Origin of the sequence: Dolichospermum sp. LEGE 00240 (genome assembly GCF_015207875.1) — a bacterium.
GTDB classification, from domain to species: Bacteria; Cyanobacteriota; Cyanobacteriia; order Cyanobacteriales; family Nostocaceae; genus Dolichospermum; species Dolichospermum gracile.
The window spans coordinates 1-21,487 of record NZ_JADEVZ010000066.1 but is presented as its reverse complement, the minus strand read 5'-3'; the positions used below and the strand labels follow the sequence as shown (position 1 = coordinate 21,487).

The window sequence follows — 21,487 nt, the reverse complement described above, 5'->3', positions numbered from 1 at the left end:
TGTTACTTTTCTCCTCTAGCTTCCCGTGCAGATTGGATGCGTTTAGCGATCGCTTCGATTTGGTCACTAGCGGCTTGATCTAAACTATCAGCAAATGCCGCAATCACATCAGGATTTCCCACCGCTAAAAATCGCTGTAATTGATCATGTGCCTTAATTACCTCTGCTTGTTGTTTAGTCAGTAAAGGCTGCCAATAAAAGGCCTTTCCTTGTTTATTGCAAGCTAACCAGCCTTTTTCCGTCAACCGACGTAGAACTGTAGTTACGGAAGTATAAGCCAATTCGCGGTTAGGATCAGCTAAAATGCGATCGTGTACATCTTTGACAGTAACAGAACTCAGTTCCCAGACGATATTGAGAATTTCTGCTTCCAATGGACCAAGGGACATTTGTTTGGGGCGGTAATCAGGTAAAGGAGCCATATTGATAATTGAAGATGTCATCTGGATTTTATCGCTTTCAGGTTTATTTATCGGTCACTTTTTCAGATTTAATATTATTCGTGCTTCCTTCCAATTCTTCCTCCTGACTCCTGACTCCTGACTCCTAGCCCTATATTATGTCTTATCCCCCTACGCCCTCCCCTGACAGTTCTTATATTCGTCCTGCTCGACGTGGAAAGCATAAAATATTCATTGGTATGGCTCCTGGTGTGGGCAAAACTTACAGAATGCTAGAGGAAGCACATCAATTGCAACAAGAAGGTATTGATGTGGTTATTGGCATTATCGAAACTCATGGACGTAAAGATACTGCTGTCAAAGCTATGGGATTAGAAGTAGTTCCTAAAAAAGCCAATATTCATAAAAATATCAACCTCCCAGAAATGGACACAGAGGCAATTTTAAACCGCTCTCCTCAATTGGTATTAGTTGATGAATTAGCACATACAAATATTCCTGGTTCACCTAGAGAAAAACGCTATCAAGATGTAGAATTGATTTTAGCAGCCGGCATAGATGTTTACTCTACTGTGAATATTCAACATTTAGAAAGTTTGAATGATTTAGTAGCCGGAATTACGGGTGTGGTCGTCCGAGAACGCATTCCAGATCGGTTGCTGGATGAAGCTGATGCTGTGGTTGTCATTGATGTCACTCCAGAAACTTTAGAAGAACGGTTACGGGAGGGTAAAATTTATGCTGCTAATAAAATTGAGCAGTCTTTAGAAAACTTTTTTCAGCGTCGTAACCTCATTGCTTTGCGAGAATTAGCATTAAGAGAAGTTGCAGATACAGTTGAGGAAGAGGCAAATACTTCCATCTCTCCTGGGCAAATTCGCACTGTTCATGAACGAGTTTTGATATGTGTATCTACTTATCCAAATTCGATTCAATTATTACGGCGGGGGGCGCGAATTGCTAATTATATGAATGCCAAGTTATATACTGTATTCATTGCCGATCCTGAACGGTTTTTGACTAAACAAGAAAGTTTACATATTCATACTTGTGAGAAACTATGCCAAGAATTTGGTGGTGAATTTCTTCATGTTAAAAGTAACAATGTTGCTCAAGCGATCGCCCAAGTTGCCGCTACTAATCATATCACCCAAATAGTCATCGGCGAAAGTCAACAACCTCGATGGAAAAGATTTTTTAAACGCTCTTTCACACAACGTTTACTAGAGTTAATTAGAGATCAGCACATAGATTTACATATTATCGCCACAGAGAAATAAATTTTAATATTTCTTAATCTATCTTAGATAAGATGCAATTTTTTTTCTTTTTTGGATAGTGTAAATGTTAAATCTTAATTGCCAAATTCTTGATCTATAAATCCAGGAATTGCAGTTAGACAAAGTGTAAAATTTAATTACGAAACTATGCCATAAAAGGCTTTTACTCCCGACTTCCGCTGTACAATTGTTGGTGGACATTAAAGATGATTTTACCCAACATTAACCTAAAAGCCGAATATACTCATTATCATTAGTTAGCAAGCTAACATCGAGGTGTATATGTTTAACAAAATTTTAGTCGCAGTGGATCGCTCAGAGATGAGTATAAAAGTTTTTGAGCAAGCCTTATCTTTAGCCAAGATCACATCTGCAAATTTAATGTTATTGCACGTTTTATCACAGGAAGAAGAAGGCAGTCCAGAGGCGCTGGTTTTCCCCAATATTGATTACTATCCTGGCTGGAACGAGCAAAGTTTTAAATTATACCAAGAACATTGGGAAAAATTTAAAAACGAAGGCTTGCAAATGTTACAGTCATGGAGTGCCCAAGCTAATACATCCGGTGTGAATACGGAATTTACACAAAATACTGGTAGTCCAGGACGAATGATTTGTGAATTAGCCACTGACTGGAATGCTGACTTAATTATTATGGGACGACGGGGACGTTCTGGACTAGCAGAATTTTTTCTCGGTAGTGTGAGTAATTATGTTTTACATCATGCACCTTGTTCTGTGCAGATTGTTCATGTTCCTATAAATTCCCCAGGGGTAAATGTTTCTTCAGCAGCTACTGCGGTTAGTAACTAAATAAAGCTGCATAGAATCCGATTTCCAGAATTATTAAACGCAGATGAACGCAGATAAAGACGGATGAATTAATGGATTGGCGTTGGAGAATTGAGGTATGAGACTCAAACATTCCATCTCTCAAACTCTTACTCTCTGCGCCTCTGCGCCTCTGCGTGAAAAAAATCATCCTCGCCGATTTTATGATTCTGTGCAGCCTTAAATAAAGTTGGTCTGTGAAAAAATATGAAAACATCAGTTCCACCTTCTTCAACTCATCCCAGTGGAGACAAGCGTTTAAAGATTTTAGACGCAACTATTAAGCGTCATCAATATCAACAAGATGCACTTATTGAAATTCTACATCGGGCTTCTGAGCTATTTGGTTATTTAGAACTGGATTTATTGCTTTACATTTCCCATAGTCTGAAGTTACCACCTAGTCGGGTTTATGGGGTGGCTACTTTCTATCATTTGTTTTCCCTCGCACCGAAAGGGGTTCATAACTGTGTGGTTTGTACGGGTACAGCTTGTTATGTTAAAGGCTCAACGGCAATCTTAACAAATGTGGAACAGTTTACGCAAATTCACGCAGGAGAAACTACCGCCAATGGTCAAATTTCTTTGATGACGGCTAGATGTTTGGGGGCTTGTGGAATTGCCCCTGCGGTAGTGTTTGATGGCACTATTTTAGGTAATCAAACCCCGGAATCGGTTTGCGAAAAAGTGGGAGAATGGTGGCAAAATGGAACTAAATGAATTATTGGAAATTGCCCAAAAGGAACTTTCTCAACGGAAATCTCTGCAAATTCGCTGTTGTACTGCTGCGGGTTGTCTCTCTTCTGATTCTCAAGCTGTGAAGGACAATCTGGAAGCATCTGTGAAAGCTGCGGGGTTAGAAGATACTGTGCAAGTTGCTAGTGTGGGTTGTATGCGTCTATGTTGTCAGGGACCATTGGTACAGGTGGAAAATCGGGAAAATCCCCCCGCATCAAAATTGTATCAAAAAGTTACCCCAGAAAATGCAGCGGCAATTATGGCGGGGGTCAAGGGAGAAGTGACAAATTTACAGGAGGGTGATTTAAATCAGCCATTTTTTAGCCGTCAATTACCAATTGTCCTAGAAAACAGCGGTAAAATTGACCCCGAACGCATTCAAGCTTACATTGCGGCTGATGGTTATCAAGCCCTTTACCAAGTGCTGCGGGAAATGAAACCCAGTCAGGTAATAGAAACTATTACTAAAAGTGGTTTAAGGGGACGCGGTGGTGCTGGTTATCCCACTGGTTTAAAATGGGGAACGGTGGCAAAATCCATTGGTGAGAAGAAGTTTGTAATTTGTAATGCTGATGAGGGTGATCCTGGTGCATTCATGGATAGGAGTGTATTAGAAAGTGACCCCCATCGAGTTCTGGAAGGGATGGCGATCGCTGCCTACTCTATTGGTGCAAATCAAGGCTATATTTATGTTAGGGCAGAATATCCCATTGCTATTAAACGTCTAGAAAAGGCAATTCATCAAGCCCAACACTTAGGGCTTTTAGGTTCACAAATCTTTGATTCTCCCTTTGATTTTAAAGTCGAAATCCGCATTGGTGCGGGTGCTTATGTATGCGGTGAAGAAACGGCGTTAATGGCTTCCATTGAGGGTAAACGTGGTGTCCCCCATCCCCGTCCCCCATACCCGGCGGAATCGGGTTTATGGGGCTATCCAACGTTAATTAACAACGTGGAAACCTTTGCCAATATTGCCCCGATTATTCGTAAAGGTGCAGATTGGTTTGCTAACATTGGCATTGGTAAAAGCAAAGGCACAAAGGTATTTGCGTTAGCGGGAAACATCCGCAACACGGGTTTAATTGAAGTCCCAATGGGAACATCCTTACAGGAAATTGTCGAGGACATGGGCGGAGGTGTTCCCGACAATGGTATTGCTAAAGCAGTACAAACCGGCGGACCTTCAGGGGGATGTATTCCTGCGTCGGCTTTTGCTACACCTGTAGATTATGAATCTTTAACTGCTTTGGGTTCAATGATGGGTTCGGGCGGGATGATTGTCATGGATCAAACTACAAATATGGTAGATGTCGCCCGCTTTTTCATGGAATTTTGTATGGATGAATCTTGCGGTAAGTGCATTCCTTGTCGTGTGGGAACTGTGCAATTACACGGTTTATTAACAAAGATTAGTCAAGGAAAAGGTTCACTCGCAGATTTGGATTTGTTGGAGGAACTTTGCGACATGGTAAAACACACCAGCTTATGTGGTTTAGGACAGTCTGCACCAAATCCAGTTTTTAGCACTTTGCGATATTTTCGAGATGAATATTTGTCATTAGTCAGGGAAACTGTCTGAATCAGGATTTCCAGGATTAAAGGATTTTCAGGATTAAGAATTACCAATTACCCATTACCCATTACCCATTACCCATTACCCATTACCAAATTACTATGACTGTAAAAACCTTAACAATCAATGGGGAATTGATTAGCGCTCGTGAGGATGAAACCTTACTAGAAGCAGCGCAGGAAGCTAGTATTCATATCCCTACATTATGCCATTTAGAAGGTGTGGGTGATATTGGTGCTTGTCGTTTATGTTTAGTGGAAATTGCGGGAAGTAATAAATTACAACCTGCTTGCGTGACGAAAGTTACAGAAGGAATGGAGGTGAATACAAATAGCGATCGCTTACAAAAATACCGGCGCACAATTATCGAAATGTTATTTGCCGAAGGTAATCACATTTGCTCAGTTTGTGTTGCTAATGGTAACTGTGAATTACAAGATTTAGCCATAGAAATGGGTATGGATCATCTCCGCTTAGAATATCAAAATCCTCAGCGAACAGTTGACACTTCCCATCATCTTTTTGGCATAGATCATAATCGTTGTGTGCTTTGCACTCGCTGTATTCGTGTCTGTGATGAAATTGAAGGCGCACATACTTGGGATATGGCAGGAAGAGGCTCAAAATCTCATGTAATTACTGATTTAAATCAACCTTGGGGAACTTCCCAAACCTGTACTTCCTGCGGTAAATGTGTGAATGCCTGTCCCACAGGAGCATTATTTGATAAGGGTGCAAGTGTCGGTGAAATGAAACATGATCGGGGCAAAATTGAATTTTTAGTAACTGCAAGAAATAAAAAGCAGTGGAATTTTTAGTCATTAGTCATTGGTCATTAGCATAATTTAAAATGAAATCTCATGTTACAGCATATTCAACAAATATTTAAGCGAATTCTCTTAGTAGGGATATTGACAACCTTGATATTCCTTGGTTTAGCAAATCTATCATCTGCAAAAGTAATTGCTGCTGTTACTCAGATAGGAAATCCTCCCGAAGAAATTATTTACCGTTCACAAGTGAAATTAGATGATCAATCAGGAAAAGTCTGGCAAGTTGTATTATTTAAACAAGTGTATTCTGAGCAACCATCTAATATCAATCTTCGCCTAGTTGGCTTTCCTGGTTCTGCGGAATTAATTCACCCTCAACCATTAAGAATTACTACCAATACAGGTAAACTCTGGAATGCTAATGATATATTTTTAGATGCAGCCCCAGCACCAACTGTTGGTCAATATGATTTGACAGAAATCTTACCTCAATTACCTCCAGAATCTCTAACTTTATCTATACCCCTTCCCGGTAAAAACTCCATTAATATCGCAGTTCCGATTCATGTTGTTAAAGAATGGCAATCATTAATTTCCACTGAAAACTGAAAAGGTAAAAAAATGACTAAAATCAAATTAGCAACAGTCTGGTTAGGTGGGTGTTCTGGTTGTCATATGTCCTTCCTCGATTTGGACGAATGGTTAATAGATTTAGCCGCACAAGTAGATATAGTTTATAGTCCCTTAGCTGATATTAAAGAATATCCCGAAGGTGTAGATATCGTATTAGTTGAAGGAGCTATAGCTAATGAAGAACATTTAGAATTAATTTACAAAATCAGAAACCGAACTAAAACAATAATTTCCTTTGGAGATTGTGCTGTTACTGGTAATGTTACCGCTTTACGTAATCTTGCAGGTGGTGCTGAACCAGCCCTACAATTAGCTTATATTCAAGAAGCCGATATTAATCAACAGATTCCCAATTCACCAGGAATTGTTCCCCCTTTACTAGATACAGTTGTCCCTGTGCATAAGGTCGTACCAGTTGATATTTATTTACCTGGTTGTCCCCCTTCAGCACCTCGGATTCGTGCCGCACTTGAACCACTATTAAAAGGAGAAACCCCGCAAATTGTCGGCAGAGAAATGATTAAATTTGGTTAATTAGTAATTATAACCAAATAAATATCTTCTTCCTTCCTCCTGACTCCTATTTTTCTGAGGTAAATTATGTTGACAGCAGCAGATGTAATGACCAAAGATGTGGCAATGATTCGCAGTTCAGCAACAGTCAAAGAAGCAGTTGATTTAATGCGAGCTAGAGATTGGAGAGCATTAATTGTAGATCGTCGTCATGAACAAGATGCTTATGGAATAATCACAGAAAGCGACATTGTTTATAAAGTCATTTCCTATAGCAAAGATCCGAATAAAATCCGTGTTTATGAAATTATGACTAAACCTTGTATTGTCGTTAATCCAGAATTAGGTTTAGAATATGTAGCCAGATTATTTGCTAATCATCATCTCCGCCGTGCGCCTGTAATTAGTGGTAAATTACTAGGAATAATCTCACTTACTGACATCTTAGCCAGAAGTAGTTGTTTAGAACAACCGCGCTCATTTTTATTAGAACAAGAATTACAAGATGAAATTAAAAAAGCTCGAATTGTTTGTGCAGAAAAAGGCATCAATTCCACAGAATGTGCAGCCGCTTGGGATGTAGTAGAAGAAATTCAAGCGGAAATTGCCCACCAACTCGCTGAAAAACCTCTCAAAACTGCCTTTGAAGATTACTGTGATGAATATCCAGAATTTACAGAATCTAGGTTTTATGATTTGTAATTAATATCCGTAGGTTGGGTAGAACGAAGTGTATCCCTTACGGGAGCCGTAGGCATAACCCAACAAAATCTTTGATAATGTTGCGGAAATGTTGGGTTTCCTTGCGTCAACCCAACCTACAATTTTATATGATTACCAATCACCAATTAATTATGAAAACAATCATTATTGACCCAGTTACTCGCATTGAAGGACACGCGAAAATTAGCATTTATTTAGATGATGAAGGTCAAGTAAATGATGCTAGATTTCATGTTACAGAATTTCGTGGGTTTGAAAAATTTTGTGTCGGTCGTCCATTTCCAGAAATGCCAGGAATTACGGCGAGAATTTGCGGTATTTGTCCAGTCAGTCACTTATTAGCATCAGCCAAAACAGGGGATAAAATATTAGCGGTCACAATCCCCAAAACAGCATCTCAATTACGCCGTTTGATAAATTTAGGTCAAATCATCCAATCTCATGCCCTCAGCTTCTTTCACCTCAGCGCACCAGACCTATTATTAGGCATGGATAGCGAACCCGAAAACCGCAATATTTTTGGTTTAATTGCCGCTGAACCGGAATTAGCCAGAGGTGGAATCCGTTTACGGCAATTTGGACAAGAAATTATTGAATTATTAGGAGGGAAAAAAATTCATCCTTCCTGGGCTATTCCTGGAGGAGTTCGTGACCCTTTAACCGTAGAAAATCGCACCGACATTCAGCAAAAAATTCCTGAAGCCAAAGCCACTGTCATTAATGCCATAGCTTTATTTAAAAGCTTGTTAAAAACTTATGAGAAAGAAGCAAAAACCTTTGGTAATTTTCCGAGTTTATTCATGGGTTTAGTCAGTTCTGAAGGTTTATGGGAAACTTATGATGGACATATCCGATTTGTTGATAGTGGAGGAAACATTGTTGCTGATAATCTTGATGCTGCTAACTATCATGAATTTATTGGTGAAGCAGTCCAAGCAGATTCTTATTTAAAATCACCTTATTATCTGCCTTTAGGATATCCTGATACCACAGATCATTGTCGTTTAGATAGTGGAATGTATCGCGTTGGACCATTAGCTAGATTAAATATTTGTAATCAGATTGGCACACCTTTAGCAGATACAGAATTAAAAGAATTTCGTAGTTATGGAACCGGAACTGTTAAATCATCATTTTTCTATCATTATGCCCGGTTGATTGAAATTTTAGCATCAATTGAACATATAGAGATTATCCTTGATGACCCAGATATTCTATCAACTCGTCTCCGTGCGGAAGCTGGTATTAATTGCCTGGAAGCAGTTGGAGTTAGTGAAGCCCCAAGAGGAACATTATTCCATCATTATCAAGTTGATGAAAATGGTTTAATGTTAAAAGTAAATTTGATTATTGCCACGGGTCAAAATAACTTGGCAATGAATCGTACCGTTGCCCAAATTGCCCGTCATTTTATCCAAGGAGACCATATAAAAGAAGGAATGTTAAACCGAGTTGAAGCCGGAATTAGGGCTTTTGATCCTTGTTTGAGTTGTTCAACTCATGCCATGGGACAAATGCCTTTATTAATAGAAGTAGTAAATAAAAATGGCACTGTAATTAATCAAATTTGCCGTAATTAAGTATTTATATCCCCGACTTCTTCAAGAAGTCGGGGATCTGGGGATAGGTAAATTTGGCTATCGTCACAAATCAATTATCCTCCCTAATGAGTCTGTAAAATTGCCATCTTTCCCGGAATTAATCTTAGATTTAACTAAAGTATTTCCAGGAAAAAATTAAGTTATAAAATTAAAATTTGCAAAAATTGATAAAATATGCTATTTTAATTGTCAAGTGATAGGATAGGCTATTACTGACAAGTTGCAATAATACTAGCATAAAAATTAGCGGCTGATATAGCCGCACCAGTATCTATAGTTCACTCATATTTACACCTGCTGCAATAGGGTCAAAATCTGGGGGAAAATGGGTGCTACGATTATAATCTGCTTTTTCTAAATGCGTCCCTTGTAAATTTGCTTGACGCAAATTCGCGGAAAATAACATTGCGCCGCGCAAATCTGCATTTTGTAAATTAGCTTCACTTAAATCAGCAAAACTCAAATCACATCCTCGCAAATTTGTATCGCTAAGATTGGCTTTACTCAAATCAGCATAGCTGAGATTAGAGCCTTTTAAATCCAAACTTTGTAAATTAGCATCACCCAATTCTGCTTTTTCAAAGTTTCTTTTTCCCATTGCATATTCTTCTACAATCCTAGCAGCACTATTAATTGGCTGTTGAAAATTAACTTCAGGCATAAAACAGCCTCACAATTTATCTAAAAAGTTTAATGGTTTTATGAAAACCATCCAAATTCATAGTATAACGAATAAGTAAGAAAATAAATGTCCTGTTCATATAAATTTGTTTTGAGAATTTTTGTATTTTTTCATAAGTTACTGAGATTTTGCTCTTAGTCTCATATTCAAAATTAAGATGAATCTGCATAGAATAGGATTTTAAGAATATTTGACCGCAGATAAACGCAGATAAAGCTGGATGAATTAAAAAGAGGAATAACAATGATGAAAACTACAATAGTGATTGGTTATGGAAATGAATTGTGTAGCGATGATGGTATTGGTTGTAGGGTAGCAAATATAGTTAATCTTTGGCATCTATCTCATGTCCAATCTTTAGCAGTTCACCAACTTACTCCAGAATTAGCAGCAAATTTGGCAAATGTCAATTTAGCAATTTTTGTAGATGCTAGTTTAAATTCAGAATTGCAAAATGTGCAAATAGAATCTATACTACCTACTGAATCTAGGATGATCATAGGACATAGCATTAAGCCTACATATCTTTTAGCCTTAACAAAATCTCTCTATGGTTATAGTCCACCAGCTTGGTTAATCACAGTACCAGGGGTTAACTTTGAATTAGGAGACAGTCTTTCACCAATAGCAGAACAGGGAATTAGTATAGCTTTAACAAAAATCATTAACATTATTAATAAAGGATAAAAAATTCCATTTCTCTTCTTCTCTGCGACTCTGCGTGAAACAAATTCATACCTTCATGCAGCAAAATCCAAAATAATTACAAATTCATAGGAGTATGTATGGAAACATCTAACCAAAGAATTAGCAATCAAGTTGATAATATCGTCAATCCCCTAGATGGAATATTTATTCCCAAAACTGTAGCCGTAATTGGTGCTACTGAAAAACCCGGAAGTGTAGGACGAACTTTACTTTGGAACTTAATCACTAATCCCTTTGGAGGGACAGTTTTTCCGATTAATCCTCACCGTCATAGCGTATTAGGAATTAAAGCTTATCCGACTATTTTTGATGTTCCCGAAAAAATAGATTTAGCCATTATCGTTACACCAGCACAAACCGTACCTCAAATTATATCTGATTGCGTTGATGCTGGAATCAAAGGAGCAATCATTATTTCTGCCGGTTTTAAAGAAGCTGGAGAAAAAGGTATTGCTTTAGAACGGGAAATTATCCAACAAGCACAAAGAGGAAAAATCAGAATTATCGGTCCTAATTGTTTAGGAGTCATGAATCCAATTTCCGGTTTAAATGCTACCTTTGCCAGTAAAATTGCGCGTCCAGGAAATGTTGGGTTTATTAGCCAAAGTGGTGCTTTATGTACAGCCATTCTGGACTGGAGTTTTCAAGAAAATGTAGGTTTTAGTGCCTTTATTTCTATTGGGTCAATGTTAGATATAAGTTGGGGTGATTTAATTTATTATCTTGGTGATGACCCCCAGACTAAAAGTATTGTAATTTATATGGAATCCATTGGGAATGCGCGTTCCTTCCTATCAGCAGCGCGAGAAGTGGCTTTAACAAAACCGATAATTGTGATTAAAGCTGGTCGGACACCAGCCGCAGCTAAAGCAGCCGCTTCTCACACAGGATCATTAGCAGGAAGTGATGCTGTTTTAGATGCAGCTTTTCGCCGTTGTGGGGTGTTACGAGTTAATAGTATTTCTGATTTATTTGATATGTCAGAAGTATTAGCAAAACAACCCCGTCCCCAAGGTCCCCGGTTAACAATTTTAACTAATGCTGGCGGTCCGGGAGTTTTAGCAACGGATACATTAATTGAAAGTGGGGGAGAGTTAGCAACAATTTCTCCAGAAATAATGACTTCTTTGAATGAAATTTTACCACCGCAATGGAGTCATAATAATCCGATTGATATTTTAGGGGATGCTGACCCCCAACGTTATACAAAAGCTTTAGAAATTGCAGCACAAGATCCCAATAGTGATGGTTTATTAGTAATTTTAACACCCCAATCAATGACAGATCCTAGCAAAATTGCTGAAGAATTAAAACCTTACTCACAAATGTCAAATAAACCGATTTTAGCTAGTTGGATGGGTGGTGCTGATATAGCTGAGGGAGAACAAATTCTTAACAATCAAGGTATTCCCACTTATGCTTATCCTGATACAGCCGCGCGAGTATTTAGTTATATGTGGAAGTCGAGTTATAACCTGCGCGGTATTTATGAAACTCCGGTTTTACCAACATTAATGTGTGATGTAAATACTCGCAACTGCGCTAAGGTGGAAAATATTATTCAAGCTGCAAAAACAGCAGGAAGAACAATTCTCACGGAATTTGAATCTAAGGAAATTTTAGCTGCTTACGGTCTCCCTGTGGTAACTGGTTGCATTGCGGAAACTGTGGATAAAGCGGTTGAATGTGCAGAAAATCTAGGTTATCCGGTGGTTTTGAAACTTTATTCTCAGACAATTACCCATAAAACTGATGTGGGTGGTGTGCAATTAAATTTGCAAACTGCGGCATCGGTAAGACTCGCTTTTCAAAATATTGAAACATCGGTGAAAGAGAAAGCCAAAGCTGAAGACTTTCTTGGTGTTATGGTACAGAAAATGATTAAAACTGATGGTTATGAATTGATTATTGGTAGTAGTTTAGATCCCCAATTCGGACCAGTATTATTATTTGGTGCGGGAGGACAATTGGTAGAAGTTTTTCAAGATAGTTCTATTGCTCTTCCGCCTCTCAATACTACCCTAGCCCGACGGATGATGGAACAAACCAGAATTTACAAAGCTTTGCAAGGAGTCAGAGGCCGGAAAAGTATTGATATTGCTGCTCTTGAACAATTAATGGTAGAATTTAGTCAATTAGTTGTGGAACAACCTGAGATTAAAGAAATTGATATTAATCCGTTGTTAGCTATTCCCCCTACTCCTATACATCCCGGAGGATTAATTGCTTTAGATGCCAGGATAGTTTTGCATTCTGCTGATATTCAAGAAAGTCAATTACCAAAATTGGCAATTCGTCCCTATCCTAGTCAATATGTTAGTAGTTGGAAATTGGCAAATGGTACACCAGTGACGATTCGTCCTATTCGTCCAGAAGACGAACCATTAATGGTAGAATTTCACAAAACTCTATCAGAAGAAAGTGTTTATTTCCGTTATTTTCACCTAATTAAATTAAGTCAACGCATTACCCATGAACGACTAACGCGAATATGCTTTATTGATTATGATCGAGAAATGGCTTTAGTGGCAGAATACCAAAATCCTGACACGGAAAAATCGGAAATATTGGCGGTGGGAAGATTAAGTAAATTACATGAAAATAATGCGGCGGAATTTGCGATGCTAGTAAGTGATAAATTCCAATATCAAGGTTTAGGGACAGAACTACTGAGGAGATTATTAGAGGTTGGAAAAAATGAAAAAATCTGTTGTATCTATGCTGATATTTTAGCTGACAATTCAGGGATGCAGCGAGTATGTGAAAACCTCGGTTTCCAAATTGGCACTACAAGTGATACAACTATATTGAGGGCAGAAATTAGATTTTAAATGGGGTTTTGAAGTTGTATAAAATCAGATTTTTAGAATATTTGACCGCAGATAAACGCAGATAAACGCAGATAAACGCGGATGAATTGATAGATTGGATGATTTTGTGCAGTCTCATATAAAATTGGCATGATTCCTATTCCTGAGCAAAAAACTTTTCCGCAATTTCTAAATATGGCTTGCTGAATAAACCGAAAACCTAGATATATAGGACTTACGCATTGACAGGATCAACCAAATATGAGGTATGGGTTTTGGGCATTTTAACGTGATTTTTTGATTATTTTTGAGCGATAGCGAAGCGCTGCTGCAAGCAGTTCGCTATTGAACAGAAGTTAATCGCCTAAAGCCTGAAACGACGGATTTTCGTTCATTCACATCATGGTTAATTTGTATAGTGCGTAAGTCCTAATATATTAAGAGTTTCCTGGTTAAAAAAGTGAATTAGGTGCAAGGAATAAGGATTGAAACCATTAAAAACCTATCACTTTCTGGAATTTGAGACTATTCTTATCTCCTTCTAGTTCTTCCTCCTGACTCCTAGCCCATGACTTACGTCACGCTACGCTATCACAGATAACTTTTTCAGCAAACCCTAAATAGGTAGCCGTTAATCTGTTACAGTATTAGTCTGTAAATAAAAGCTACATAGCATAGATGTTTTTGAATTATGTAACCTATGCCGGCGAATTCCTGTCCTGAAAATGATGCTGATAACGGAAACTCTGATCCCCTTGACTCTATCTTTACTGACCTATCAGTAGATGAGGAATCAGAAGTAAGGACAGATTCCGCGTCTCTACCACCAAGCCGATTTAAAGGCCGTAGAGGCAAAGCTGCTCTAGTTTTAACTATAGTCTGGAGTGGCACTATTACCCTGCATTTAGTTTCCTGGGGTTCGATATTTGTCCTGGGACTAACAACAATGCTAGGGATTCATGCTTTGGGGATTATTTTTGCCAAATCCCGCCACCATTCTCAGGCAATAGAGGGAGATTTGCCTTTTGTTTCTGTGTTGGTGGCTGCTAAAAATGAGGAAGCGGTAATTGCCAGATTAGTCAAAAATTTGTGTAATTTGGAATACGGTAATGGTCAATATGAAGTCTGGATTATTGATGATAATAGTACGGACAGTACGCCTCAATTATTAGCCCAACTCAAGCAGGAATATCAACAACTTAATGTATTTAGGCGTGATCCTCAGGCTAGTGGAGGCAAATCAGGGGCATTAAATCAAGTATTACCACTGACAAAGGGAGAGATTATTGCTGTATTTGATGCGGATGCTCAAGTGACACCGGATTTGCTATTACAAATAGTTCCGTTGTTTCAAAAAGAACGGGTAGGGGCGGTACAAATGCGAAAAGCGATCGCCAATGCTAAGGAAAATTTTTGGACTAAGGGACAAATGGCGGAAATGTTGTTGGATATTTGGTTTCAACAACAGCGCACTGCTATTGGTGGTATCGGTGAACTCCGAGGTAATGGTCAATTTGTCCGTCGTCAAGCTTTGGCTAGTTGCGGTGGTTGGAATGAGGAAACTATCACTGATGATCTGGATTTAACTATCCGGTTACATCTGGATAAATGGGATATTGAATGTGTTTTTTATCCGCCAGTGCAAGAAGAAGGTGTCACCAATGCTACAGCCCTTTGGCATCAACGTAACCGCTGGGCAGAAGGTGGTTATCAACGTTACTTAGACTACTGGGATCTGATCCTCAAAAACCGCATGGGGACAAGAAAAACCTGGGATTTGTTGATCTTTATGGTGACAATGTATATCTTACCGACAGCAGCAATACCAGATATTTTCATGGCGATCGCTCGTTATCGTCCCCCCATATTAGGTCCTGTAACTGGCTTATCTTTGGGAATGTCAGTAATAGGAATGTTTGCCGGTTTAAAGCATGTCCGTTCCGATCAACAATTTAAACCATCTACCTATTTAATGGTACTTTTACAAACCCTCCGCGGCAGTTTATATATGTTGCATTGGTTAGTAGTTATGAGTAGCACAACGGCGCGAATGTCCTTCCGACCAAAACGCCTGAAATGGGTGAAAACTGTTCATACAGGTGTTGAGAAATAAGGAAATAAAAACCATAAATTTTGCAGGGTGAAGGATGAATTTTTTATCCTTCATTTTTTTGTGAATAATCTTAATATTTATCTTCTTCATCCCCACATCTTGTATACTACTTGCGGTTAAATTAGTAGTGGATTAGTATGTACCAACTGATCAAATATTCTTTACTCAAGATATTAATGGTTCCTCTGTACCTAATATGCTAATTTATGAGAATAAAAATTCTAAATAAGATCAAATTCATTGATCAAGCAATTGACTTACGAGACTAATTTGTTGTTGACTGTAAGTGGTGGAAATTTGGGTACATTTACTGACTATCTTATTTTAGACAGGGAATTGATTCCCTGACTCTGGAATGCGGATAACTGATAGCTGACAGCTACTTTACCAACCGCACAAAATTCTTCTTACCCACCTGTAACACCTTATCATATAAATCATCAGGTGTAGAATAAATTAAATCCGCATCAGCAATCTTATCACCATTTATCCTCACTCCACCCTCTTGAATTTTGCGTTTACCTTCGGCTGTACTTTTACATAAACCAGTAGCACCGAGAATATAGGCTAATTTCACGGGAAATTGAGGAACAGCAGCCAGAGAGAATTCTGGTAATGCTCCCTCCTTGCCACCACTTTTCGCCGCCTCCTTCGCCTCATTAGCCGCTTGTTCGCCGTGATACTGACAGACAATTTCCCAGGCTAAAAATTCTTGGGCGTGGCGCGGGTTTTCTGGCAGACTGTCCAAAGGCAAATCCGTCAGCAATTCAAAATACTGTGACAACAAATTATCCGGCACACCTTGAAATTTTTGATACTTTTGGGAAGGATGTTCCCCCAACCCCACATAATTACCTAAAGACTTAGACATTTTTTGGACACCATCAATACCAATGAGAATCGGCAATAACAATCCGAACTGAGGCTTCAGACCGAAATGACGCTGTAGATCTCGCCCCACAGCAATGTTAAATTTTTGATCAGTCCCTCCCAACTCCACATCAGCCTCCACAGCCACAGAATCATAACCTTGCATCAGTGGATACAGGAACTCATGGAGAAAAATGGGACTCTCTTGTTTATAACGTTCCGCAAAACCTTCCTTGGCTAACATTTGTCCCACAGTCATCGTCGAAAGTATCTCCAAAGTTTTTTCCAAATCTAGACGAGAAAGCCATTCTGAGTTATGACGTACTTCTAACCGACCGGGGGTATCAAAATCTAAAATAGGGCGTACTTGGTCAAGATAAGTTTGGGCATTTTGTGCTACATTAGCTTCCGTAAGCTGAGGACGCACCTCAGATTTACCAGTAGGATCACCAATCCGTGCCGTAAAGTCACCAATAATCAGAACTGCTGTGTGACCAGCATCTTGAAACGCCCGCAACTTTCTTACAGGTATGCTGTGACCAAAATGAATATCTGCTCCCGTAGGGTCAATACCCAGTTTAATTCTTAAAGGACGGTCAGAATTGAGTAATCGCTTTTCCAAACTTTCCGTATCATTATCACTAACATGGGGTTGCGGAAAAATTTCTGCCACACCACGATGTAACCAAGAGAAATTTTGCGTCATACTAAGAAATTCGCTATTAACTATACTTACTTATCCCACGCTGCCATTCGGTCTAGGCGTGGGGCTTCTGTCGGTTAAGCTAAAAGTTAAGTTTGTTATGTTCACAAACCAATTATCTGTCCTTTCTCCTGCCAGATTACTATAATTACAAAAAATTAACTGCCTTTTTCCATTTAATGAATTACATTTGAATTTACAAGTGAGGAAGTGAGATCGCTGTGTCGTCTAGGACTTTTGCAAACAAACAACCACAAGAGCAGGCTTCATCTGGATTTGAGTTCTTTAAGGGAGTAGGTCAGATAACTGGGGGTACTTTGCTATCCATAACACTCCTAACAAGCTCTATTGTTGCGGGAACACTAGTAGGTTTAGCTATTAGTTTCCGTAATTTACCAGATGTTAGACAAATAAAAAACTTTTTCCCCTCGGAAACAACTTACATATACGATATAAAAGGCAAACTTTTAACCAGTATTCACGGAGAAGCTAACCGAGAAGTAGTACCACTAGATAAAGTTTCCCCCAATTTAAAACGCGCAGTTTTGGCTAGTGAAGATGGTCACTTTTATGATCATCATGGGATTAACCCCACTGGTGTTGGTCGTGCTGTCATCGTTAACATGGTCGCAGGTGGCGTGAAAGAAGGTGGTTCTACCATCACCATGCAATTAGTTAAAAACCTATTTTTATCTCAAAAACGGGCTTTTACGCGGAAGTTGGCAGAGGCTGTCCTAGCAATTCGTTTAGAGCAAATCCTCAGTAAAGACGAAATTCTAGAAATGTACCTCAATCAAGTTTATTGGGGTCATAACAATTACGGTGTGCAAACAGCAGCCCGCAGTTATTTTAATAAATCAGCAGAATATTTAACTTTGGGTGAATCAGCTATGATGGCTGGTTTAATTCAAGCACCAGAAGAGTTTAGCCCTTTTGCGAGTATGAAACTTGCCAAACAGAAACAAAAAGAAGTTCTGGGGCGGATGGTAGAGTTAAATTGGATCACCAAAAAAGAATATGATGATGCCCTAAAACAACCAATTAAACTGGGTAAAATCAGGTCTTTCCAAGGTAGTGCCTCGCCCTACATCACCAATACTGTAGCTCAAGAGTTGGCGAAAAAATTTGGTCGTGATTCTTTGCTTAAAGGCGGAATGCGCGTCCAAACCACTGTTGATGCTAAATTCCAAGCGATGGCTGAGGAAACCGTCAAAGAATGGCACGAAAGGCTCCTGTCCCAAGGGTTATCTAAGAATCAAATGGCGCTAGTGTCAATTGACCCTCGCACTCACTTTGTGAAAGCCCTTGTCGGTGGTGTAGATTATAAACTCAGTGAATTTAACCGAGCTACCCAAGCCCAACGCCAACCAGGTTCTTCATTCAAGCCTTTTGTTTATTATGCCGCCTTTGCTACTGGTAAATATACACCTGATACCACAGTCATAGATGCTCCAGTTAGTTATCAAGATGGTAATGGTCGGTACTACCCAAAAAACTACGATGGTAGTTTCGCTGGAGCGATGTCAATTCGCACAGCCCTTGCCCAGTCTCGCAACATTCCGGTGATTAAACTTGGTAAAACGGTGGGGATGAATAAAGTCATTGAAACCTGCCGGACTTTGGGCATTATGAGTCCAATGGAACCAGTTACTTCTCTACCTTTGGGAGCTATTGGTGTTACTCCCTTAGAAATGACTAGCGCTTATGCTACATTGGCTAATTATGGTTGGCAGTCACCACCCACAGTAATTGTTCGCATTACCGATAGTGCTGGTAATGTGATTCTCGATAATACACCCAAACCAAAACAAGTTTTAGATCCTTGGGCTTCAGCAGCTACTATTGATATTATGACTTCAGTAATGACTGAAGGTACAGGTAAAAATGCTGCAATAGGTCGCCCTGCTGCTGGTAAGACAGGAACTACATCCTCAGAAAAGGATATTTGGTTTATCGGTACTGTACCGCAGTTAACTACTGCTGTGTGGGTAGGGAGAGACGATAGCAAACAACTGGCACGTGGAGCAACTGGTGGGGTCATGGTAGCCCCTATATGGCGGGACTTTATGACAAAAGCGCTCAAGGGTGTACCTGTAGAAAAGTTTAAGTCTACTTCTCAGTTTCCACGTCCTAAGTCAAATTAATTGGTCAGTTGTTAGTTGTTAGCTGTCAGTTGTCAGTGGGAGAAAAAATCTTCCCACTGTCTTCCCTGTTCCCTGTTCCCTGTCATTTTGTTTTTTCCAATTCCGCTTTCATCCTTTCTAAGGTCACGTTCATTTGCTCAAACATTTGTTGTGGAGTTACACCAAACTGACCTAGTTGAGTTTTTAGTTGCTGTATGGTCATTTGCGCCATGAAATCCTCTGATAGCTCGAAACGCTTCATGAAGACGCGATATCTATCCATCATGGATTCCATTTGCTCAATAAACAGTTTCTTGCCCTCGCGGTCGAATTTGCCGTAGTTGTTGCCAAGTTGAATCAGTGCTTGATAGTCTTCAAACAATTGCTTGGCTTCCTGCTGCACTATTTCAGAGTCGAAGAATCCCATTTTGCTTTTCTTTAACTGAATGCTATTAGTTGAGTAGCTCCGAATTTTGCCTCTATGTCTTATTTTATTGTAGAAGATTCATCTGGGGAAACTACTTCGGTTAAAGTAGGAGTTTTTACCGGAATTTCACTACTTGACTTCAAGGATAGAGTTCGGTGGAATTTTAATAAAGTTTCTGTGATGAGAACTTACTTAATACAATACTTTGTCCATTTTTTGTAGGTTGGATTAAGCGGCGGTGCAACCCGACGTATTTGTTGGGTTATGGCTAAGGCCTCCCGTTAGGGATACGTACCTCAACCGAATCTACTAATCTACGTAACTTGACCCATTAGTTGACGAATTGAGTAGAATGGCTATAGATAAAATGATATTCACTAAACGAAAAAACCGTACTATTGCTGCTATTCTAGCATTTTCCGGTACATTAACGATTTCGGGTTTACATAAATTTTACTTGGGGCAGCCACTTTGGGGAATTCTATATGTTTTGTTGTCTTGGACACCTATTCCCAAGGTAGCTTGTGCTATTGAGGGGGTTTGGTATTTAACTCAAGAGGAAGAAACTTTTGATCGATATTTTAATTTGGGTGAGTCGGTAACGAGGGTATCATCACCGGTTGGTAATCAAGTGGAATCGGTTGCTAATGCTTTGCGTGAGTTAGAAGCACTCCGTCAAGATGGGTTAATTTCTGAGTATGAGTTTGAGCAAAAACGTCGTCAGATGTTGGATCAGATTTAGGTGATTGGTCAAAGGATCGGGTTGAGAATGAATAAGTGGCTACCTTTAAATCTGAAATTACAAGGGCTTCGCGCTAAGTTGGTGAATGATCCCTATTATCGTTTGCAGTCTTGGGAAGAGGTGCAAATGGCGGCTGAGTTGGGTTTGGGTATTGATGCTAATCAGGCGACTGTGGATGATTGGCTGCGGTTACCTGGGTTGTCAATTCACCAAGGGCGATCGCTTGTGGAACTTTCTCGTGCTGGTGTGGTATTCTGCTGTATTGAAGATGTGGCTGCGGCTTTGGGTTTGCCAGTACAACGATTAGAACCCCTCAAGCCTGTACTAAATTTTCATTATTATGATCAGAATTCCCTGGATAAACCTCAGCCGATTAATCCTAATACGGCTTCGGTGGAAAGTCTTGCCAAAATCCCGTTTATAGATTTATCCTTAGCACAGACAGTTGTGGAAAACCGTCTGGCGGCTGGTTCTTACCGAAGTTTAGCAGATTTTCAACAACGTTTGGAATTATCTGGGGATGCGATCGCTCAGTTGATGTATTATTTACGCTTTTCCTAGGGGCGCAGGGTCTGCGCCCTTTGTCAGTTATCAGTTGTCAGTTGTCTAGATTAAGCCGATGCGATCAATAGGCCAGAAGCGGAATGTGGCGCGACCAATGACATTTTTACTGGGGACAAAACCCCAATAGCGGGAATCATTGCTATCATTGCGATTGTCTCCCATCACGAAAAATGCTCCTTCTGGGACTTTAATTTCAGGAAATGGGCTATTTGGTGGTTCGGCAATGTAGTCTTCTGTTAAGGCTGTACCGTTGAGGTAAACTTTGCCTTGAGCAATACTAATTGTTGATCCTGGTTCACCAATTACCCGTTTGATAAAGGCTTGGTTTTGAGGATATCCACGTCTTTGTAGTTCTGGTGGTGAGTTAAAAACGACGATATCGCCGGTTTTGGGAGGATGAAGGCGGTATGATACTTTTTCTATAACTAAGCGATCGCCTGTGTGCAAGGTAGGGTACATTGATGCTGAGGGAATCAGGCGTGGTTCAGCAATAAATGTCCGAATTAGAAGTGCTAAACTCAGGGCAATAGTTATTAAAACTAAATTTTCCTGCCAACTACTCCAGATTTTTGTTGGTGAAGAAGTATCTTTAATATCACTTTTGTGAGGAGTCATAGTTAACAGTGTAAGTAGGAGTTAAAAGAGGCAGGGGAAGTTGGGGAAGTGGGGGAAGTAGGGG

20 protein-coding genes and 1 pseudogene are annotated in these 21,487 nt (G+C 39.5%); 16 read left to right on the top strand and 5 right to left on the bottom strand.

Features of this window, described 5'->3' with window-relative positions; translation table 11 throughout:
- Positions 1–2 precede the first annotated feature (2 nt).
- On the bottom strand, positions 3–422 hold the full coding sequence (locus tag IQ226_RS18920; RefSeq protein WP_193897900.1) for a BlaI/MecI/CopY family transcriptional regulator: 420 nt from the start codon (positions 420–422) through the stop codon (positions 3–5).
- A gap of 137 nt (positions 423–559) precedes the next feature.
- Here IQ226_RS18920 and IQ226_RS18915 point away from each other — a divergent pair, with 137 nt between their 5' ends.
- The 10 genes and pseudogenes from IQ226_RS18915 to IQ226_RS25265 all read left to right on the top strand — a co-directional run.
- Positions 560–1,681: a sensor histidine kinase KdpD gene (locus IQ226_RS18915; RefSeq protein ID WP_193897884.1), complete on the top strand. Its 1,122-nt coding sequence runs from the start codon at positions 560–562 to the stop codon at positions 1,679–1,681.
- Between the two features lie 282 nt (positions 1,682–1,963).
- Positions 1,964–2,494, top strand: a complete 531-nt coding sequence (locus IQ226_RS18910; protein WP_193897882.1) for a universal stress protein — start codon at positions 1,964–1,966, stop codon at positions 2,492–2,494.
- A 225-nt stretch (positions 2,495–2,719) separates the two neighbouring features.
- Complete coding sequence (gene hoxE, locus IQ226_RS18905; protein WP_193897880.1) at positions 2,720–3,232, top strand: bidirectional hydrogenase complex protein HoxE; 513 nt, start codon at positions 2,720–2,722, stop codon at positions 3,230–3,232.
- Positions 3,219–4,829 carry a NuoF family protein gene (locus IQ226_RS18900; protein ID WP_193897878.1) on the top strand — a complete coding sequence of 537 codons (1,611 nt, stop codon included), beginning with the start codon at positions 3,219–3,221 and terminating at the stop codon, positions 4,827–4,829. The genes hoxE and IQ226_RS18900 overlap by 14 nt, the downstream gene beginning before the upstream one ends.
- 95 nt (positions 4,830–4,924) lie before the next feature.
- Positions 4,925–5,641, top strand: coding sequence for a bidirectional hydrogenase complex protein HoxU (gene hoxU, locus IQ226_RS18895; protein ID WP_193897876.1), 717 nt, complete (start codon positions 4,925–4,927; stop codon positions 5,639–5,641).
- Positions 5,642–5,683: 42 nt separating this feature from the next.
- Positions 5,684–6,205: a DUF3122 domain-containing protein gene (locus tag IQ226_RS18890; protein WP_193897874.1), complete on the top strand. Its 522-nt coding sequence runs from the start codon at positions 5,684–5,686 to the stop codon at positions 6,203–6,205.
- Between the two features lie 12 nt (positions 6,206–6,217).
- A complete protein-coding gene (locus tag IQ226_RS18885; protein ID WP_193897872.1) occupies positions 6,218–6,763 on the top strand; it encodes an oxidoreductase in 546 nt (181 codons plus the stop codon).
- Between the two features lie 66 nt (positions 6,764–6,829).
- The gene (locus IQ226_RS18880) at positions 6,830–7,444 is read left to right on the top strand and encodes a CP12 domain-containing protein (RefSeq protein ID WP_193897870.1); all 615 of its coding nucleotides are present in this window, start codon (positions 6,830–6,832) and stop codon (positions 7,442–7,444) included.
- Positions 7,445–7,596: 152 nt separating this feature from the next.
- Complete coding sequence (locus tag IQ226_RS18875) at positions 7,597–9,045, top strand: Ni/Fe hydrogenase subunit alpha (protein ID WP_193897862.1); 1,449 nt, start codon at positions 7,597–7,599, stop codon at positions 9,043–9,045.
- 46 nt (positions 9,046–9,091) lie between these two features.
- Positions 9,092–9,205 (top strand): annotated as a pseudogene (locus IQ226_RS25265) (Uma2 family endonuclease); the annotation flags it as partial.
- Between the two features lie 132 nt (positions 9,206–9,337).
- Here IQ226_RS25265 and IQ226_RS18870 read toward each other — a convergent pair.
- The gene (locus IQ226_RS18870; protein ID WP_193897860.1) at positions 9,338–9,727 is read right to left on the bottom strand and encodes a pentapeptide repeat-containing protein; all 390 of its coding nucleotides are present in this window, start codon (positions 9,725–9,727) and stop codon (positions 9,338–9,340) included.
- A gap of 264 nt (positions 9,728–9,991) precedes the next feature.
- Between IQ226_RS18870 and IQ226_RS18865 the strand changes: the two genes are divergently transcribed.
- The 3 genes from IQ226_RS18865 to IQ226_RS18855 all read left to right on the top strand — a co-directional run bounded on the left by IQ226_RS18865 (position 9,992) and on the right by IQ226_RS18855 (position 15,379).
- Positions 9,992–10,435 carry a hydrogenase maturation protease gene (locus IQ226_RS18865; RefSeq protein WP_193897858.1) on the top strand — a complete coding sequence of 148 codons (444 nt, stop codon included), beginning with the start codon at positions 9,992–9,994 and terminating at the stop codon, positions 10,433–10,435.
- Between the two features lie 98 nt (positions 10,436–10,533).
- Positions 10,534–13,287: a bifunctional acetate--CoA ligase family protein/GNAT family N-acetyltransferase gene (locus IQ226_RS18860; protein ID WP_193897856.1), complete on the top strand. Its 2,754-nt coding sequence runs from the start codon at positions 10,534–10,536 to the stop codon at positions 13,285–13,287.
- A gap of 679 nt (positions 13,288–13,966) precedes the next feature.
- Positions 13,967–15,379 (top strand): glycosyltransferase family 2 protein, encoded by a 1,413-nt coding sequence (locus IQ226_RS18855; protein ID WP_193897854.1) that lies wholly within the window; start codon positions 13,967–13,969, stop codon positions 15,377–15,379.
- 379 nt (positions 15,380–15,758) lie between these two features.
- On the opposite strand, the gene tyrS is transcribed toward IQ226_RS18855, so the two are convergent.
- Positions 15,759–16,955 carry a tyrosine--tRNA ligase gene (gene tyrS / locus IQ226_RS18850; protein WP_193897852.1) on the bottom strand — a complete coding sequence of 399 codons (1,197 nt, stop codon included), beginning with the start codon at positions 16,953–16,955 and terminating at the stop codon, positions 15,759–15,761.
- Between the two features lie 218 nt (positions 16,956–17,173).
- On the opposite strand from tyrS, the gene IQ226_RS18845 reads away from it, so the two are divergent.
- A complete protein-coding gene (locus tag IQ226_RS18845; RefSeq protein ID WP_193897850.1) occupies positions 17,174–19,096 on the top strand; it encodes a transglycosylase domain-containing protein in 1,923 nt (640 codons plus the stop codon).
- Between the two features lie 82 nt (positions 19,097–19,178).
- Here the strand turns inward: IQ226_RS18845 and IQ226_RS18840 are convergent, their stop codons facing one another.
- On the bottom strand, positions 19,179–19,502 hold the full coding sequence (locus IQ226_RS18840) for a DUF1825 family protein (protein ID WP_168506174.1): 324 nt from the start codon (positions 19,500–19,502) through the stop codon (positions 19,179–19,181).
- Positions 19,503–19,872: 370 nt separating this feature from the next.
- Between IQ226_RS18840 and IQ226_RS18835 the strand changes: the two genes are divergently transcribed.
- Positions 19,873–20,244: an NINE protein gene (locus IQ226_RS18835; protein WP_193897898.1), complete on the top strand. Its 372-nt coding sequence runs from the start codon at positions 19,873–19,875 to the stop codon at positions 20,242–20,244.
- A gap of 27 nt (positions 20,245–20,271) precedes the next feature.
- Positions 20,272–20,805, top strand: coding sequence for a ComEA family DNA-binding protein (locus IQ226_RS18830; protein ID WP_193897848.1), 534 nt, complete (start codon positions 20,272–20,274; stop codon positions 20,803–20,805).
- A 45-nt stretch (positions 20,806–20,850) separates the two neighbouring features.
- Here IQ226_RS18830 and lepB read toward each other — a convergent pair whose 3' ends face one another.
- Positions 20,851–21,423 carry a signal peptidase I gene (gene lepB, locus IQ226_RS18825; RefSeq protein WP_193897846.1) on the bottom strand — a complete coding sequence of 191 codons (573 nt, stop codon included), beginning with the start codon at positions 21,421–21,423 and terminating at the stop codon, positions 20,851–20,853.
- Positions 21,424–21,487: the final 64 nt, after the last annotated feature.

What these genes read in the sequence shown, in the direction of transcription:
- IQ226_RS18920 (WP_193897900.1), bottom strand. Translation starts at nt 422, where the DNA reads ATGGCTCCTTTACCTGATTACCGCCCCAAACAAATGTCCCTTGGTCCA.
- IQ226_RS18915 (WP_193897884.1), top strand. Translation starts at nt 560, where the DNA reads ATGTCTTATCCCCCTACGCCCTCCCCTGACAGTTCTTATATTCGTCCT.
- IQ226_RS18910 (WP_193897882.1), top strand. Translation starts at nt 1,964, where the DNA reads ATGTTTAACAAAATTTTAGTCGCAGTGGATCGCTCAGAGATGAGTATA.
- hoxE (WP_193897880.1), top strand. Translation starts at nt 2,720, where the DNA reads ATGAAAACATCAGTTCCACCTTCTTCAACTCATCCCAGTGGAGACAAG.
- IQ226_RS18900 (WP_193897878.1), top strand. Translation starts at nt 3,219, where the DNA reads ATGGAACTAAATGAATTATTGGAAATTGCCCAAAAGGAACTTTCTCAA.
- hoxU (WP_193897876.1), top strand. Translation starts at nt 4,925, where the DNA reads ATGACTGTAAAAACCTTAACAATCAATGGGGAATTGATTAGCGCTCGT.
- IQ226_RS18890 (WP_193897874.1), top strand. Translation starts at nt 5,684, where the DNA reads ATGTTACAGCATATTCAACAAATATTTAAGCGAATTCTCTTAGTAGGG.
- IQ226_RS18885 (WP_193897872.1), top strand. Translation starts at nt 6,218, where the DNA reads ATGACTAAAATCAAATTAGCAACAGTCTGGTTAGGTGGGTGTTCTGGT.
- IQ226_RS18880 (WP_193897870.1), top strand. Translation starts at nt 6,830, where the DNA reads ATGTTGACAGCAGCAGATGTAATGACCAAAGATGTGGCAATGATTCGC.
- IQ226_RS18875 (WP_193897862.1), top strand. Translation starts at nt 7,597, where the DNA reads ATGAAAACAATCATTATTGACCCAGTTACTCGCATTGAAGGACACGCG.
- IQ226_RS18870 (WP_193897860.1), bottom strand. Translation starts at nt 9,727, where the DNA reads ATGCCTGAAGTTAATTTTCAACAGCCAATTAATAGTGCTGCTAGGATT.
- IQ226_RS18865 (WP_193897858.1), top strand. Translation starts at nt 9,992, where the DNA reads ATGATGAAAACTACAATAGTGATTGGTTATGGAAATGAATTGTGTAGC.
- IQ226_RS18860 (WP_193897856.1), top strand. Translation starts at nt 10,534, where the DNA reads ATGGAAACATCTAACCAAAGAATTAGCAATCAAGTTGATAATATCGTC.
- IQ226_RS18855 (WP_193897854.1), top strand. Translation starts at nt 13,967, where the DNA reads ATGCCGGCGAATTCCTGTCCTGAAAATGATGCTGATAACGGAAACTCT.
- tyrS (WP_193897852.1), bottom strand. Translation starts at nt 16,955, where the DNA reads ATGACGCAAAATTTCTCTTGGTTACATCGTGGTGTGGCAGAAATTTTT.
- IQ226_RS18840 (WP_168506174.1), bottom strand. Translation starts at nt 19,502, where the DNA reads ATGGGATTCTTCGACTCTGAAATAGTGCAGCAGGAAGCCAAGCAATTG.
- IQ226_RS18830 (WP_193897848.1), top strand. Translation starts at nt 20,272, where the DNA reads ATGAATAAGTGGCTACCTTTAAATCTGAAATTACAAGGGCTTCGCGCT.
- lepB (WP_193897846.1), bottom strand. Translation starts at nt 21,423, where the DNA reads ATGACTCCTCACAAAAGTGATATTAAAGATACTTCTTCACCAACAAAA.